This window comes from Ectothiorhodospiraceae bacterium 2226, assembly GCA_013348725.1.
Classification (GTDB): Bacteria; Pseudomonadota; Gammaproteobacteria.
Map to the genome: position 1 here is coordinate 1,927,033 of CP054689.1, position 14,716 is coordinate 1,941,748.

Here is a 14,716-nt window from a genome sequence, read left to right on the forward strand (position 1 = left end):
AAGGAGGTGCACGATGGAGCGAAGCCTGCAGGGCAAGCGCGTGGCGATGCTGTTCACCGACGGCGTGTAGGAGGTTGAGTACACCCGCCCACGCGAGACCTTCGAGGCGCTGGGGGCCGCGGTGGAGGTGCTATCTCCCAAGGGCAGCGGCGAGCAGATCCAGGGCTTCGATCACCTGACGCCCGATCAGACCTTTCAGGCCGACCGTCACGTCGGCGAAGCCGCGCCGGAGGACTACGATGCGCTGGTGCTGCCGGGCGGGGTGGCCAACCCCGACATGCTGCGCCTGAGCGAGGCGGCGGTCAGCTTCGTGCGCCGCTTCGCACAAAGCGGTAAGCCGCTGGCCGCCATTTGTCACGGACCGTGGCTGCTGATCGATGCGGGCGTGGCCGAGGGTAAGCAGATGACCAGCTGGCCCACGCTGCGCAAGGACCTCGAGAATGCCGGCGCGCGCTGGGTGGACGAGCAGGTGGTGGTGGACGGTAACCTCATCACCAGCCGCAAGCCGGATGATCTGAAGGCATTCGGCGAGCGTATCGTGCACGCGATGCAGTAGGTCGCCGGGGGCGTCGCGCGTCGCGACGCGACGCCTCCGCTACTTGCCTTCGATGTAGCGCGCGTCGTCGAAGGTGATCACCCAGTCGGGCCGGTATACCACCAGCGCGGTGATCAACATGCCGTTGAAGAAGCCTTCCGTGAGCACCATGAGCGGCACGTACACGCCGTACTCGTAGCCGATGCGGCCGAGTTCGTACACGCCCGCCCAGTGGAGGGTGCCGATCACCAGTGCCACGGTCGCGCCCATGGCGAGCACGGCGGCACCGAAGCCGCACAGGTAGACGTACACGAAGAAGTGCGTAGGGAGCCACCGCTCCACCACACGCAGGACCAGCAGGCTGACCGTGGCGGGCACCACCGCCATCAGCAGCGCGTTCAGCGAGAAGGTTTCCACCCCGCTCTGCCCAAACAGCGTCACACCCGCCAGCACCAGCGTCAGGCCGACGATCGCCAGGTGCCAGCCGAACATGAGAACCATCACGGTGGCGCCGAGGTAATGGAATTGCAGCCCCGGCGTCATGCCGGCGCTCAGGCTCCACAACAGCATGAGCGCCACGCAGGCGGCCAGGAACACGTTCTGCCGGAAACCGGCCTGGAGCAAGTGCCAGGGCGCATAGCGTGCCGCGAACAGCAGGATGGGCAGAAACAGCAGATGGGCCCACCACAGCAGGCCGCCCGGCAGCAGGTCGTCCGGGAGGTTCAATGCGCTCTCCCGCGGCGCATGCGGCGCTCGGCCTCACGTGCGCACGCGGTGCAGGTGGTGGCGGCCGGGTCGGCCTCGAGCCGCGCCGGTTCGATGGCTTCGCCGCAGCCTTCGCACTCCCCGTAACGGCCCAGGGCATGGCGGTGCAGGGCGTGGCGGGCACGTTCGGCGAGGCGGCGGCTGTGCGCGGCCTGGGCGTGCTGCAGCTGGACGGTGTCGAGATCGGCCACACGGCCGGTGCAGGTCAGCTCCTGTTCCGGCATGGCGGTGGAGGGCGCCGGCAGCGCCTCCTCGGCCCCCTCGTCGGCGGCCTGACGGCGCAGGCGTTCCAGCAAGTGCTCGAGGTTCGGCGGTTGCGGCATGATCTCCCCCCAGACTGCCGTCGCGGTGCTCGCGCGCTCAACATCGGGCGGCGCGGAGGGGCGGGCGCGGCGCCGGCCCCTGTTTGACGTATACACGCGATGTCTGCGCGCCGCAACGCGCCGCCGTTCAGCAGAAGGTGGGGGAACCGCCGTCCGCCGCTTCCTGGCCGGAGGGCAGCGGTGAGCCCGGGTCGCCGATCCAGGCCCCGATGTCCTCCAGCACCACGGGCCCCTGCAGGTCGCGCGTGAGCATGTGGTAGCCGTCGGGGTAGTAGGCCAGGCGCCAGCGCGGTCCCGGATCGCGCGGAAGCGTGGCGATCATGTGACAGGTCGGGCGCTTGGGGATGATCTCGTCGCGCGCGCCATACAGGATCAACGCCGGTGCCTTGAGCTTGCGCGCGGAGGCCAGCGCTTCGTCCATCAGCGTCACGATGCCGTTGAGGGCGTCGATGCGGGTCTGCTTGATGACCAGCGGGTCGCGGCCCTGCTCGCGCAGCATGGCGATATTGTCCGACGGGGTGATGCTCAGTCCGCGCCCGGTCACCTCGCGTTCGGGCAGCAGGCGGGAGACCACCCACAGGGCGGCGCGCTGGAAGGGGTTCATGGTAGTACGCGCCCACACCGCCGGCGCGATCAGGATGGCGCCGTCCACGTCGGGCGCGTCCGCACGGCTCAGCGTGGTGATGAGCACCGCGCCGCCCATGCTCTCGCCCATCACGAACAGCGGCAGATCGGGGTACTCGACCTGCAACAGGCCGATCATCTGCTGCGCGTCGTAGACCAGGGCCTCGGTGCCAGCCCATTCGCCGCGCGTGGCGGTGGCACCGAAGCCGCGCTGATCATACGCGTAGGTGATGGCGCCGTATTGGGCGAGGTGCGGCCCCACATTGCGGAACGCGTTGTGATAATCGTTGAAGCCGTGCAGGGCGAGCACCACGGCCGTGGGCGCCCCCTGCGGGCGCCAGGTGGCCAAGGGCAGTTCGTAGCTGTCCGGCATGATGGCGTAATCGCGGTGGAGCACCGGCTCGCCCTTGCCCTGAGGCGGCAGCTTGGCGCTGGTGCCGCACCCCTGCAGCAGCAGGGGCAGGGCCGCCGCGGCCAATACCGCCGCGAGCAGGAGCACACGCCACCGGCGCAGCCCCACCCAGCGGCGGCGGGTCCCACGGGCAGTGCGGGCGTCGTGTGTGAGGTCGGCCTGGGTCGGGCTCGGGATGTTGATCTTGGACATGCTGCTTATCCTCCCCGGAGGCTGCGCAGAATATCACGGGCCTCCCTCTGCTATCGTTCGTTCGAGCAAGACCTTCATCCCACATTGCACATTCGCGCGCTCGGAGGGCGCCGCCGCCGTATGAACACCTTCGACATGGGCAAGCACGCGCGCGGCAGTCGCTTGAGCCAGCTTGGCGAACTGCTGCTGTTTCTCCTGGTGATCTTCCCCGTGGTGGCCGCGATGATGGTGTTGCTGCGCCCGAGCGAGCTCACCTTCACCACAGTGGCGCTGCATACCATCGTGCTGCAGTCGGTGTTGCTGGCCGTGGCGGTCGGGCTGGTGCGCTGGCGCGGCGAGCCGCTGGCGGCCCTGGGGCTGCGCTTCGGCCGCTATTGGCGCGAGGTCCAGTGGGGGGTGCTGCTGTTTGCGCCGATGTACGTGGGCGCCGCGCTGCTGGAGGCCCTGCTGCGCGAGGCCGGGCTCAGCGGCCTGGACGCGCCGCCCTCGTTTCTGGTGCCGGTGGGCCCGGAGGAGATGCTGCTGGCGCTGGTGTTCCTGGTGGTGGTGGCGATCGCCGAGGAGGTGGTGTTCCGCGGCTATCTGCTGTTGCGCCTGCGGGTGGTGCTGGGGAGCCCGGTCGGAGCGGTCATCGTGGGCTCGATCATCTTCGCGCTGGGTCACGGTTATCAAGGTGGTGCCGGCGTGGTCACCATCGGCGCGGTGGGCGCCGTGCTCGCCCTGGTGTACCTCTGGCGTGGCAGCCTGGTCGCGCCCATGGTGATGCACTTTCTGCAGAATTTCCTCGGTATCGTGGTGATGCCGCTCGCCGTGCCCTCCTGAGGTTCGTCGTGTTTTTGACACCCCCCCATCCCTCTCCTATAACCAGCTAACGGCATACGGCCTAGCATGACCGCGGGACAAGGATGTCCCACCGGCGTCGGACCTCCGGTTCACGCCAAGCGGTTCTACCGCGCGGCCGATGCCTGCCGCAGGGCATCGCGGCACGTCGAGGCCGGGGGCGCGCTGTCGGCGCGCCGCCGGCCACACGCTCCCAAAGCACAAGGAGGTGCTTGGATGGCACAATCCCCACACGGACCCGGGCGCCCCCCGGAGTCCGGCAGCAGTCGTTCGCCCCGAGGACTCGAGGGCGGCGGCGCCTCCCCCGAGACCGATACCGACGTCCAGATGCGCGCTGCCCGCGCCCACCCTCATCCCCAACAGGCCGATTCCGGCGCCGAGGCCGCCGGTCGCGAGATGCGCGAGCAGGCCGAGCGCATCGGGCAGCAGGCGTCCCAACAGGCGCGCGCCCTGGTCGATGAGCAGAAGGGCGTGGTGGCCCGCGAGGTGCACGGTTTGGCCGACGCGCTGCACCGCACGGCGCAGCAGTTGGGTGAGCAGGAGCACCGTCCCCTGTCGAGCTACGTGGAACGCGCCGCACAGGGCCTCGACCACCTCGCGGAGAATCTCGAAGGGCGTAGCGGCGAGAGCCTGTTGCACCAGGCGCAGGACTACGCTCGTCGGCAGCCGGCAATGTTCATCGGCGGTGCCGTGGCGGCAGGTTTGATGCTGTCGCGGTTTCTGAAGAGCAGCCGCCAGGATCAGGCTATGCGGGGAAGTGGCGCAGGCCATGGGCCCGAACGGTCCGGCGCCCATCAGTCCCACGGCCCACAGTCCCGCGGCCATCAAGCCAGCCATCACGCCAGCAGCCAGCCGCCCGGTGCGCCGTTGCCAACGGAGCGCGCGGGCAAGCGGGACGAACTGCCGCGGCCGGGCGCCAGCGAGGCCCGGCCCGCCGGTCGCGCCTCCGAGGCGGCGGGCAAGCCCCGTCGCGGACCCAGCGGCACATCAACCAGCAAGACTCCGGGAGGTACCGATGAAGGAAGATAAGTCCTTCGCGACGCTATTTACCGACCTCAGCGACGAGACCTTCGCGCTGGTGCGCAAGGAGGTGGAACTCGCCAAGGTTGAAATCTCCGAGAAGGTCGAGCAGGCCCAACGCGGCGTCACCTCGATGGCGGCGGGCGCGTTCGTCGCCTACGCCGGTTTCCTTGTGTTGCTGTGGGCGCTCACGGCGGGACTGCATGTCTGGGTCGGGTTTGAGCAGCCGTGGGTCGCGCCGTTGATCGTCGGGCTGGTGGTGCTTGCCATCGGTATCGGCATGCTGACCAAGGGGCGGCGCAACCTCAGCGCCGAGCGTTTGGAACCGCGGCGCACGGAAGCGTCGCTGCGCCGTGACGCCGACCTGGCCAAGGAGCACGTGCGATGAAGAGCAACGGCAACGGTCGCAGCGCGGCCGAGATCGAAGCGGAGATCTCCCACACCCGTGCCGAGATGCACGAAACTCTGGACGCCATTCAGCGCAAGCTCTCGCCCGGGCAAGTGCTCGACGAAGCTCTGCATTACCTGCGCGACGGCCCCGGCGACTATTTCACCCAGCTCGGCGAATCGGTGAAGCGCAACCCTCTGCCGGTGGCCATGCTCGGCCTCAGCATGGGCTGGCTGGCGTTGGCGAGCCGCGCGGACCAGGGCGGCTACACCGGGGCGGGCGTCACCCGCAGTTGGGGCAAGGCCTCCGGCGGCACGGGCGAGAAGATGGGCGACATGGGCGAGCGCGCCGGTGAGCTGGGCACGCGCATGGGCGAACAGGTTGGCGAACTGGGCGAACGCGCCCAGCAGGCCGGTGAGGATCTGCGCCACACGCTGGAGGACGTGGGGCAGCGCGGGCGGCGGGGTCTGCACCAGGCGCGCGATCAAGCCACCCGCTGGCGCGAGGAGATGCGCGGCCAGGGCATGCGGGCGCGCCAAGGCATCGAGCACCTGTTTCAGGAGCAGCCGTTATTGCTCGGGCTGCTGGGCGTCGCCGCTGGCGCCGCCTTGGGTGCGGCGCTGCCGGCCTCGCGTCAGGAGGATGAGCTGATGGGCGATGCAGCCGACCAATGGCGCGAACGTGCCAAGGCGTTCGGCGAGGAGCAGGTGGAGAAGGTGCAGAACGTGGTGGAGGAAGCCGGCGCCGCGGGTGCCGACGAGGCCCGCCGCGAACTCGGTGCCGACAGCGGTTCGCCGCCGACCCAGGCACACTGACCGCCCTGCGGCGATGGGGGCGGCGCTGTCGCCCCCTTGGTTCGCTCGCTTCATCGAGACAACGGAAAAAGAAGAATGGATGTCGGGTTGCTGTTGATCGTCGCCTTGGTTCTCGTGCTGCTCGGCGCCCTGCCCATGTGGCCCTACAGCGCGCGCTGGGGCTACATGCCCGGCGGCGTGATCGCGGCGTTCCTGCTGATGGTCGTCGTCCTGGTGGCGCTCGGGCAGCTGTAGCGGTCGGTCCGCCGCCGCCTCTTCGGTCAGTTGACGAGGCGGCACAGGCACGGTATTGGTGTGAGACGTACCGCCCCGCTGCGAGGGCGGATATTGGGCCGCCAAAAGGATAACGACATGGCCATCCAGGACTCGCGCCACCTGATTGCGGTCGGCTTTGGTTTGGTTCTGGCGCTTACGGTTGCCCTCGGCTCCATCGGGCTGAGCCGCATGCAGGCGATCTACGAGCGTATGGACGTGGTGGTCAACGAGCACAACGTGAAGATCGCGTTGGTCACCGGCATGCAAAACGCCGCCCGCGAGCGCTCGATCATCCTGCATCACCTGGCCATCACTGCCGACCCGTTCGATCGGGAGGCGGGCCTGCAGCGTTTCGGTCAGATGGCATCCGACTTCATGGTCGCGCGCGATGCGCTCCGCGAGCTTACGCTTAGCGAGGCGGAGGCGGCTCTGCTGGAGGAGACGCGCCGGCTCGTGATGCGGGGCACCCGGATCCAGGAGGAGGTACTCGAGTTGGTGCTGGCCGGTCGTGAGGAACCCGCACGCGAACGTCTCATCCACGCCGCCATTCCGGCCCAGAACGATGTGCTGGCTGTGTTACATGAACTGCTGGCCTACCAGAGCCAATCGGCGGCTGCAGCGGTCGGTGAGGCCGAGGAGGCCTACCGTTACGCCCGCGCCTTCATGCAGGTGGTGGGGCTCGCGGTGCTTGTGTTGGGCGTCCTCATCGGATACTACGTCATGCGCCGCACGGCCGACGTGGAGGCGGAGCTTGCGCGCGAGAAGGAGCGTGCCGAAGTGACCCTGCACGCGATCGGGGACGGGGTGATTACTGCCGATACGTGGGGGCGCATCGAATACCTCAATCCCATGGCGCAGGCGCTCACCGGATGGAGCGCGACCTTCGCCCGTGGACGGGCGCTGGAGGAGGTCTTCCGCATCGAGGATGAGCGGGGCCGCCCGCTGGGCTCGCCGCTCGGCTCGCATCTCGAGAGCATGCCGGACGGGCCGGTGGTCGGGTTGACCGAACACGCTTGGCTGCGCGCACGGGACGGCAGGCGGCTGCCCATCGAACAGGGCACGGCGCCGCTGCGCGACCCGCGCGGCCGACCGATCGGCGCCCTGCTGGTGTTCCGCGACGTCAGCAAGACCGAGGAGCTCGCGCGCCAGTTGACCTGGGCGGCTACCCACGACGCGCTGACGGGGCTGGCCAACCGGCGCCAGTTCGACGCGCGGCTGCGGGAGCTCCTGGCGCAGGCGCGCCAGGAAGGCGAGCAGCACGCCGTGCTCTATTTCGATCTCGACCGCTTCAAGCTGATCAACGACAGCTGCGGTCATGCCGCCGGCGACGAACTGTTGCGCGCGCTTACCAAGCGCCTGCAGGAGAGCCTCCGCGCCGACGACATGCTTGCGCGCCTCGGCGGCGACGAGTTCGGCCTGCTGCTCGAGCACTGCCCCCTGGCGCGCGCCAAGGAGATCGCCGAAACCTGTCGTCAGGTGATTGCCGATTATCGCTTCGTTTGGCGCGACAAGGTGCTTGAAGTGGGGGTCAGCATCGGTGTGGTTCCCCTGCTTCCCGACAGCGAGTCGCCTGCCGCGATCATGAGCGCGGCGGATGCCGCCTGCTACCTCGCGAAAGACCTCGGCCGCAATCGTGTCTATGTCACCAGCGACGAGAACGACGTCGCCCTGGTGCGCCGCCGCGGCGAGATGCGTTGGGTGGAGCGGATCGGCCATGCGCTCAGGGGGGACGGCTTTTGTTTGTACTATCAGGCCATCGCGCCCATTGCCGAGCGGGCGGGGCAGCGCTGTCATTACGAGGTGCTGCTGCGTATGCGCGACGGCGACGGCTCGCTCATTCCGCCGTTGGCATTTCTGCCCGCGGCCGAGCGCTACAACCTGATGCCCGCGGTGGACCGCTGGGTGATCCGCGCGACCCTCGCGCACCTGCGCGCCCACCGCGATCCCGGCCTGCACCTGGCCATCAACCTCTCGGGTCAATCCTTGACGGACGATCGGCTGCTGACCTTCATCTACGACGAGATCGAAGCGGCCGGCGTGGCCCCCGAACAGCTGTGCTTCGAGATCACGGAAACCGCCGCCATCGCCAACTTCGAGCGCGCCTTGGAGTTGATCCGCGGCCTGCGCGCGCGCGGGTGCCGCTTCGCCTTGGACGACTTCGGCAGCGGCATGTCCTCGTTTGGCTACTTGCGGGAGCTGGAAGTCGACTACCTCAAGATCGACGGCAGCTTCGTGCGCGACATGCTCACCGACCCTGTCGACCACGCCATCGTGGAGGGCATCATTCGCATCGGCCGAATCATGAACATCGGCACCATTGCCGAGTACGTGGAAGACGAGCGCGTGCTGTTGCGCCTGCGCGAACTCGGCGCGGACTTTGCCCAGGGCTACGGCATTCATCGCCCGCAGCGCCTCGATGGCCCCATCGACGCCTGCTTCCCCGTGCTCGGACCGGCGCTTCCCGCGGACGAAACCGCGCTTGCTAAACTGAACGACAACGCCAACGGATAGCCCCCATGTCACGCCGTACCCTGGGCCTGGACGACAGGCTGTACACCTATCTGCTCGATGCCTCCCTGCGCGAGCCCCCGCTACTGGCCGAACTGCGCGAGGAGACCGCGCGCGACCCCATGGCCGACATGCAGATCGCGCCCGAGCAAGGCCAGTTTCTCGCGCTGCTGGTGCGCCTGCTCAGCGCGCGACGGGTGCTCGAGATCGGCACCTTCACCGGCTACAGCGCCCTGTGGATGGCGCTGGCGCTGCCCGGCGAGGGCCGCGTCGTGACCTGCGACCTGAGCGACGAGTGGACCGCGGTGGCGCGCCGTTACTGGCAGCAGGCGGGCGTCGGCGAGCGGGTCGAGCTGCGTCTGGGGCCCGCGGCCGAGACGCTGCGGGAGCTGCGGGACCTGGGTGAGGAGGGGCGCTACGATCTCGCCTTCATCGACGCCGACAAGGCGTCCTACGACACGTATTACGAGCACTGCCTCGCCCTGGTACGCCCCGGCGGCTTGATCGCGGTCGACAACGTGCTGTGGGGCGGCAGCGTCGCCGACCCGAGCGTCGAGGATGCCGACACGGCGGCCATCCGCGCCCTGAACCGCAAGGTGCGCGACGATGCGCGGGTGGATACCAGTCTCCTGCCGTTGGCCGACGGCCTGTTGCTCGCGCGACGGCGGGGGGACTGAACGATGGGGTTGGCGCTGTGGGAGCAATTGTTGCTGGGCGTGCTCGTGCTACTGGTTTTGCTGTGGTTCGGGCCGGGTATCAAGGCCGTGTTCAAGCAGAGCAGCGAGGCCCAGGAGCGTGACTGGATGGGTGTTCTGGTTCCCATCGCATTCGTGGTGTTGTTCGTGCTGCTGCTCATCATGTTGGTGTAATGGGCGGCTCGCAAGCCGCCGTCCCGCGGTCGTATACTGCGCCATCCTCTCTGGCTCGGTGATATCGCTATGAAGCGTCGTTGGCTATTCCTCTCTCTGCTGAGCGTGTGGTTGCTGAGCGCCTGTCAGGCGCTGACCACGCGCGAGATGGACGTGCTCGAGGGCGCGACCCTGACGCTGCGCGAGCCGCTCACCTTTCCCGCCGGCGACACGCGGCTGCATATCCAGGGCGGCGAGACGCGTAGCTATTGGCGCATCAACCAGTACCAGACCCACTGCCGCCTCGAGCTGGATGGGGCGCGGGAACAGGCTCACACGCTCCAGCCGGGCGAGTTCCGCGTCGCGCGGGTGCGCTACGAATGGGATCAGGTGCAGCATGGCGAGCAGCCGGTGATGGTCGCAGGGCTCGGCGCGTTCGCCGGCGGCGGCGCACTGACCTCGCGCATCGAGATCGTGGTGCTGGAACTCGACTCGGCCGAGCAGCCCGAGTTCGCCCGCGTGCGCTGCATGCAGTGGATGGATCCGCAGTGGGCACGCGTGCCCACCCTCGACGAGGTGCGCGGCGCCCTTGGCGAGCGCTTCGTGCTCGAGTTGCCCTGAGGCGCCGAGGCAAGCCGTCATAACGCCGGGCCCGCGCCACCGGCAAGCGCGTCCGGAAGCCCTGATCCATTCAAGGTTACGGTTACCCGCGGCACAGGCATGTGCCGCGCGGTCTGAGCCATCCGGTATGGATGGATTCAGCCCCTCCAACAGTGCCGCCGTGCGCCACGGCCACCGGCCGTGGCGCACGAAGCGTCGCGAAAACCACGCCTTTCCCTACGCGTGGTCCGAGGAATCCCGGATGGATTCATTCAGACCTTTCTTAGGGCGCTTGATTCTCTCGCCCAATCGCTTACCATCCGGCGGCACAGGCGCGGCGTTCGCCGCGCCCCACCATCAGGAACAGGTGACACGCCTATGCTGGAGAACGGGCAAGCCGCCCCCGAATTCGAACTCCCCGATGCGGACATGCGCTTGGTCCCCCTGACCAAGTTCCGCGGAACCAAGCACGTTGTGCTCTACTTCTATCCGAAGGACGACACCTCCGGCTGTACCCTGGAGGCGATCGACTTCTCCAATCTCATCGACGACTTCGACCGCCTGGATACGGTGGTGCTCGGCGTCAGTCCCGACGACCCCATCAGCCACGACGCCTTCCGCGAGAAGCATGGCTTGTCCGTGCAGCTGCTCTCGGATGCCGACCTCGAGGCCTGCACCCTCTACGACGTATGGCGCGAGAAGGAAAAGGACGGGGTGAAGAGGATGGGGGTGTTGCGCTCGACCTTCATCATCGACAAGGACGGCGTCGTGCGTCATGCCCTCTACGGCGTGAAGGCGCACGGGCATGCGGCCCAGGTGCTCGAGCTGGTACGCGGGCTGGACGGCGCCTAAGGTCGGATCAGCCCGCGCGCGGCTCCGCCGTCGCCAACGGCGTAGCCGTTGACGACGAAGCGACGGGAGAACCACGTTTTTCGCGTCGCGTGGTCCGAGAAGCCCAGGAGGGGCTTATTCGGACTTATATCAGTTATCGCCCGGGCGCCACACGCCGAAGGCCGATTCGGGCGGCGCCTGTTTGGGCTGACTCTGTTCGGCCACGTGCTGCGCGAAGTCGCCAAGTTGCTCGATGGTCTCGCGCTGAGCCTCCGCGGGCAGGTCCAGGCGTCCGACCATGAAGCCCATGACCGCAGCGACGTATTGCACGGCGATCATGGGGTCCTTGGCGCGCTCGTCGGCGCTCACCACGGCCTCCTGCACCTTGCGCACCAATTGTAGGGATAGTTGCAGTTCGCTCATGCTCGCTCCGCGTCCGTCGTTAACGTGTCGGGACTCCGGTACTTGGGGTGCTCACCCCGAGTAAGCCCGACGCAAACGGACACTATAGCGCCAGTACCCTGCAGGGGACCAGATGCCGCGGGCGCCATTCCCCGGTGTCGAGGCCGGGCCGCGGCCTCTATAATGGCCCGATGGGCGCGTCGTTCCCCCGAGGGGTGAGGCGGCGCGTCAGCCCCTGGACGACCAAAGGTACCATCGTCATGAGCAAGGAATCGGCGCAGACCCTGCGCCGCGCGCCACAGGCCGCAGCGACCCAAGCCCATCCCGCCTTCGAGTTCGTGCGTGCCGAGCGTATCGAGTCCCTCAATCTGGCGGTCGAGGAGTATCGGCACCGCAACACTGGCGCGGTCCACTACCACCTCGCGGCGGACAATGACGAGAACGTGTTTCTGGTCGCGCTGCGCACCATGCCGCAGGACTCCACCGGGGTCGCTCACATCCTCGAGCACACGGTGCTGTGCGGCAGCGAGCGCTACCCGGTGCGCGATCCGTTCTTCATGATGATCCGCCGCTCGCTGAACACCTTCATGAATGCCTTCACCAGCAGCGACTGGACGGCCTATCCCTTCGCGAGCAAGAACCGCAAGGACTTCAATAATCTGCTCGACGTCTACCTGGACGCGGTGTTCTTCTCGCGCCTGCACGAGCTCGACTTCGCGCAGGAGGGCCATCGCCTGGAGTTCGAGCAGCCGGACGATCCGACTACGCCCCTGGTCTACCGCGGCGTGGTGTACAACGAGATGAAGGGCGCGATGAGCTCGCCGGCGAGCGTCCTGTGGCACACGTTCACCAAATACCTGTTTCCGACCACCACGTATCACTACAACAGCGGCGGCGAGCCGGACCACATCCCCGATCTCAGCTACGCGGCGCTGAAGGCCTTCTACCGCACGCATTACCACCCCTCCAACGCGGTGTTCATGACCTACGGCGATATCCCGGCGGCCGAGCATCAGGCGCACTTCGAAGAGCGCGCCTTGCACCGCTTCGAGCGGCTGGAGACGCACCTCGCCGTGCCCGACGAAAAGCGCTATTACGCGCCGGTGAACGTGGAGGAGAGCTATCCGGCCGAGGACGGCGCGGAAGGGGACAAGACCCATATCGTGCTCGGCTGGCTGCTCGGCCCGAGCACCGACCTGGAGGAGATGCTCAAGGCGCACCTGCTCTCCAGTGTGCTGCTGGACAATAGCGCCTCGCCGCTGCGCCGTGCGCTGGAGACCACCGAGCTTGGGCGCGCACCCTCGCCGCTCTGTGGGGTGGAAGACTCCAACCGCGAGATGAGCCTCATGTGCGGCCTGGAAGGCTCGCGCCCCGAACGCGCCGAGGCGCTCGAGCAGTTGGTGCTCGAGGTGCTGCGCGAGGTGGCCGAACACGGCGTGCCGCAGGACCGGCTCGACGCGGCCCTGCACCAGTTGGAGTTGAGCCAGCGCGAGATCACCGGCGGCAGCTACCCGTACGGGTTGCACCTCATCCTGACCGGCCTGTCGGCCGGCATTCACCGCGGCGATCCGGTCGCGGTGCTGAACCTCGATCCCGTGCTCGAGCGCTTGCGCGAGCAGGTGCGGGAGCCCGATTTCGTGCAGCGGCTGGTGCGCGAGCGGCTGCTGGACAACCCGCACCGCGTGCGCCTGACGCTCAAGCCCGACGCCGAGATGGGGACGCGTGCCGAGCAGGCGGTCGCCCAGCGCTTGGCGGCGCGCAAGGCGCGCCTAAGCGAGGCCGAGCGCGCGTTTGTGGTGAATCGCGCGCAGGAACTCAAGGCGCGCCAGGAACAGCACGACGACCCGGGCGTACTGCCCAAGGTCGGCCTGGAGGACGTGCCGCCGGAGCTTGCCATTCCCGAGGGGCGCGTGGTGGGCGAGAAGCCCGTGCCGCTGACCTTCTACGGGCAGGGCACCAATGGACTGGTGTACCAGGATCTGGTGATCGAGCTGCCCGAGCTGGAGGACGACCTGCTGGAGGTGCTGACCCATTACACCGCCTCCCTGACCGAGGTGGGTTCGGGCGGGCGCGATTACCTGGAGACCCAGTCGCTGCACTTTGCGGTGACCGGCGGCCTCGGTGCCCGCGCCACCGTGCGCGGCGCGGTGGACGACGAACAGCGGGTCAAGGGTTACTTCGTGTTGTCCGGCAAGGCGCTGGCGCGCAATGCCGACGCGCTATCGGACTTGATGCGGGAGACGCTCGAGCAGGTGCGTTTCGATGAGCACCGGCGCATCCGCGAGCTGATGGCGCAGCGGCGCGAGGCGCGGGAGCGCAGCATCACCGGCAACGGCCACGCGCTCGCCATGAAGGCGGCGGCGAGCGGCATGAGCCCCACCGCCGCGTTCGCCCATCGCGTGCGCGGGCTGGAGGGTATTCGCGCGCTGCGGGCGCTGGATGCCGAACTCGATGCCGAGGGCGGCGTGGCGCGCCTGGTGGAGCGCTTCGAGCGCTTGCACGAGCGCGTGCTGGCCGCCCCGCGTCAGTTCCTGCTGGTGGGCGAGGCAGAGCGCGGCGAGGCGTTGGCGCAAGGGCTCGCCGCGCGTTGGGCCGACGCGCCCGCGGGCGCGGTCGCCTTTCAGGCGTTGGCCTTGCCCGGGGTGCGTAACCCCGTGCGTCAGTTCTGGTCTACGTCCACGCAGGTCAACTTCTGCGCCAAGGCCTACCCGACGGTGCCGATGGAGCACCCGGACGCCGCCGCGCTGGCGGTGCTCGGGGTGTTCCTGCGCAACGGTTTTCTGCACCGCGCGATCCGCGAGCAGGGCGGCGCCTACGGCGGCGGGGCGGGACAGGATTCGGACAGCGCGGCGTTCCGCTTCTTCTCCTATCGCGATCCTCGCCTGGAGGAGACCTTGGCCGACTTCGACCGCTCGATCGAGTGGCTGCTCAGCGCCCGCCACGAGCCGCGCGCGCTGGAGGAGGCGGTGCTCGGCGTGATCGGCAGTTTCGACAAGCCGGGCTCGCCCGCCGGCGAGGCCAAGCAGGCCTTCCACAACAAACTCTACGGACGCACGTCGGAGCGTTTGCAGCAGTTCCGCAAACGCATACTGGCGGTGAGCCTGGACGACCTGCGGCGCGTGGGCGAGACCTATCTGCGCCCCGAGCAGGCGAGTGTGGCGGTGGTCTCCAACGCGGGTTGTCTGGAGCGCGCCGCCGCGTTGGAGCTGGAAGTCTGCAAGCTCTGACAGGATACTGAAAAAGCCGACCTGCCTTTTCAACGCCCCGCCCCCCTAATCCGGGCGCGGCTACGCCACATCAAACACGTGCGTGTTCGATGTGCGGGTGAGGCCTTGCGACGGGGGACGGCGCAAGGCCG

Annotated in this window: 15 protein-coding genes and 1 pseudogene; 12 read left to right on the top strand and 4 right to left on the bottom strand. The window is 68.2% G+C overall.

Going from position 1 to position 14,716, the window contains the following annotated elements; all coding sequences use genetic code 11:
* Positions 1-13 precede the first annotated feature (13 nt).
* A pseudogene (locus HUS23_09275) lies at positions 14-556 on the top strand (type 1 glutamine amidotransferase).
* A 39-nt stretch (positions 557-595) separates the two neighbouring features.
* Here the strand turns inward: HUS23_09275 and HUS23_09280 are convergent.
* From HUS23_09280 to HUS23_09290, 3 genes are all read right to left on the bottom strand, one after another.
* Complete coding sequence (locus HUS23_09280; GenBank protein QKT03993.1) at positions 596-1,261, bottom strand: energy-coupling factor ABC transporter permease; 666 nt, start codon at positions 1,259-1,261, stop codon at positions 596-598.
* Entirely contained in the window at positions 1,258-1,623 is a 366-nt protein-coding gene (locus tag HUS23_09285) for a TraR/DksA C4-type zinc finger protein (protein QKT03994.1), read from the bottom strand. Before HUS23_09285 ends, HUS23_09280 begins: the two co-directional genes overlap by 4 nt.
* Positions 1,624-1,750: 127 nt before the next feature.
* Positions 1,751-2,851: a lysophospholipase gene (locus tag HUS23_09290; protein ID QKT03995.1), complete on the bottom strand. Its 1,101-nt coding sequence runs from the start codon at positions 2,849-2,851 to the stop codon at positions 1,751-1,753.
* Positions 2,852-2,971: 120 nt separating this feature from the next.
* Here HUS23_09290 and HUS23_09295 point away from each other — a divergent pair, with 120 nt between their 5' ends.
* The 10 genes from HUS23_09295 to HUS23_09340 all read left to right on the top strand — a co-directional run bounded on the left by HUS23_09295 (position 2,972) and on the right by HUS23_09340 (position 10,977).
* Positions 2,972-3,673, top strand: coding sequence for a CPBP family intramembrane metalloprotease (locus tag HUS23_09295; protein QKT03996.1), 702 nt, complete (start codon positions 2,972-2,974; stop codon positions 3,671-3,673).
* A gap of 234 nt (positions 3,674-3,907) precedes the next feature.
* A complete protein-coding gene (locus tag HUS23_09300; protein ID QKT03997.1) occupies positions 3,908-4,720 on the top strand; it encodes a hypothetical protein in 813 nt (270 codons plus the stop codon).
* Positions 4,707-5,099, top strand: a complete 393-nt coding sequence (locus HUS23_09305) for a phage holin family protein (GenBank protein QKT03998.1) — start codon at positions 4,707-4,709, stop codon at positions 5,097-5,099. Before HUS23_09300 ends, HUS23_09305 begins: the two co-directional genes overlap by 14 nt.
* A complete protein-coding gene (locus tag HUS23_09310) occupies positions 5,096-5,914 on the top strand; it encodes a DUF3618 domain-containing protein (protein QKT03999.1) in 819 nt (272 codons plus the stop codon). The genes HUS23_09305 and HUS23_09310 overlap by 4 nt, the downstream gene beginning before the upstream one ends.
* A 75-nt stretch (positions 5,915-5,989) precedes the next feature.
* Positions 5,990-6,148 carry a DUF3309 family protein gene (locus tag HUS23_09315; GenBank protein ID QKT04000.1) on the top strand — a complete coding sequence of 53 codons (159 nt, stop codon included), beginning with the start codon at positions 5,990-5,992 and terminating at the stop codon, positions 6,146-6,148.
* A gap of 117 nt (positions 6,149-6,265) precedes the next feature.
* Positions 6,266-8,680 (top strand): EAL domain-containing protein, encoded by a 2,415-nt coding sequence (locus HUS23_09320; GenBank protein ID QKT04001.1) that lies wholly within the window; start codon positions 6,266-6,268, stop codon positions 8,678-8,680.
* A 5-nt stretch (positions 8,681-8,685) separates the two neighbouring features.
* Positions 8,686-9,354, top strand: coding sequence for a class I SAM-dependent methyltransferase (locus HUS23_09325; protein ID QKT04002.1), 669 nt, complete (start codon positions 8,686-8,688; stop codon positions 9,352-9,354).
* A gap of 3 nt (positions 9,355-9,357) precedes the next feature.
* Positions 9,358-9,546, top strand: coding sequence for a hypothetical protein (locus HUS23_09330; protein ID QKT04003.1), 189 nt, complete (start codon positions 9,358-9,360; stop codon positions 9,544-9,546).
* A gap of 69 nt (positions 9,547-9,615) precedes the next feature.
* Positions 9,616-10,146, top strand: coding sequence for a hypothetical protein (locus HUS23_09335; protein ID QKT04004.1), 531 nt, complete (start codon positions 9,616-9,618; stop codon positions 10,144-10,146).
* 357 nt (positions 10,147-10,503) lie between these two features.
* Entirely contained in the window at positions 10,504-10,977 is a 474-nt protein-coding gene (locus HUS23_09340) for a peroxiredoxin (protein ID QKT04005.1), read from the top strand.
* A 129-nt stretch (positions 10,978-11,106) separates the two neighbouring features.
* Here HUS23_09340 and HUS23_09345 read toward each other — a convergent pair whose 3' ends face one another.
* The gene (locus HUS23_09345) at positions 11,107-11,379 is read right to left on the bottom strand and encodes a hypothetical protein (protein QKT04006.1); all 273 of its coding nucleotides are present in this window, start codon (positions 11,377-11,379) and stop codon (positions 11,107-11,109) included.
* 239 nt (positions 11,380-11,618) lie between these two features.
* Between HUS23_09345 and HUS23_09350 the strand changes: the two genes are divergently transcribed.
* On the top strand, positions 11,619-14,585 hold the full coding sequence (locus HUS23_09350; protein ID QKT04007.1) for an insulinase family protein: 2,967 nt from the start codon (positions 11,619-11,621) through the stop codon (positions 14,583-14,585).
* Positions 14,586-14,716 lie beyond the last annotated feature (131 nt).

Bases quoted from the DNA above. Each gene is read 5' to 3' on its own strand.
- HUS23_09285 (QKT03994.1), bottom strand. From the start codon at position 1,623: ATGCCGCAACCGCCGAACCTCGAGCACTTGCTGGAACGCCTGCGCCGT.
- HUS23_09290 (QKT03995.1), bottom strand. From the start codon at position 2,851: ATGTCCAAGATCAACATCCCGAGCCCGACCCAGGCCGACCTCACACAC.
- HUS23_09295 (QKT03996.1), top strand. From the start codon at position 2,972: ATGAACACCTTCGACATGGGCAAGCACGCGCGCGGCAGTCGCTTGAGC.
- HUS23_09300 (QKT03997.1), top strand. From the start codon at position 3,908: ATGGCACAATCCCCACACGGACCCGGGCGCCCCCCGGAGTCCGGCAGC.
- HUS23_09305 (QKT03998.1), top strand. From the start codon at position 4,707: ATGAAGGAAGATAAGTCCTTCGCGACGCTATTTACCGACCTCAGCGAC.
- HUS23_09310 (QKT03999.1), top strand. From the start codon at position 5,096: ATGAAGAGCAACGGCAACGGTCGCAGCGCGGCCGAGATCGAAGCGGAG.
- HUS23_09315 (QKT04000.1), top strand. From the start codon at position 5,990: ATGGATGTCGGGTTGCTGTTGATCGTCGCCTTGGTTCTCGTGCTGCTC.
- HUS23_09320 (QKT04001.1), top strand. From the start codon at position 6,266: ATGGCCATCCAGGACTCGCGCCACCTGATTGCGGTCGGCTTTGGTTTG.
- HUS23_09325 (QKT04002.1), top strand. From the start codon at position 8,686: ATGTCACGCCGTACCCTGGGCCTGGACGACAGGCTGTACACCTATCTG.
- HUS23_09330 (QKT04003.1), top strand. From the start codon at position 9,358: ATGGGGTTGGCGCTGTGGGAGCAATTGTTGCTGGGCGTGCTCGTGCTA.
- HUS23_09335 (QKT04004.1), top strand. From the start codon at position 9,616: ATGAAGCGTCGTTGGCTATTCCTCTCTCTGCTGAGCGTGTGGTTGCTG.
- HUS23_09340 (QKT04005.1), top strand. From the start codon at position 10,504: ATGCTGGAGAACGGGCAAGCCGCCCCCGAATTCGAACTCCCCGATGCG.
- HUS23_09345 (QKT04006.1), bottom strand. From the start codon at position 11,379: ATGAGCGAACTGCAACTATCCCTACAATTGGTGCGCAAGGTGCAGGAG.
- HUS23_09350 (QKT04007.1), top strand. From the start codon at position 11,619: ATGAGCAAGGAATCGGCGCAGACCCTGCGCCGCGCGCCACAGGCCGCA.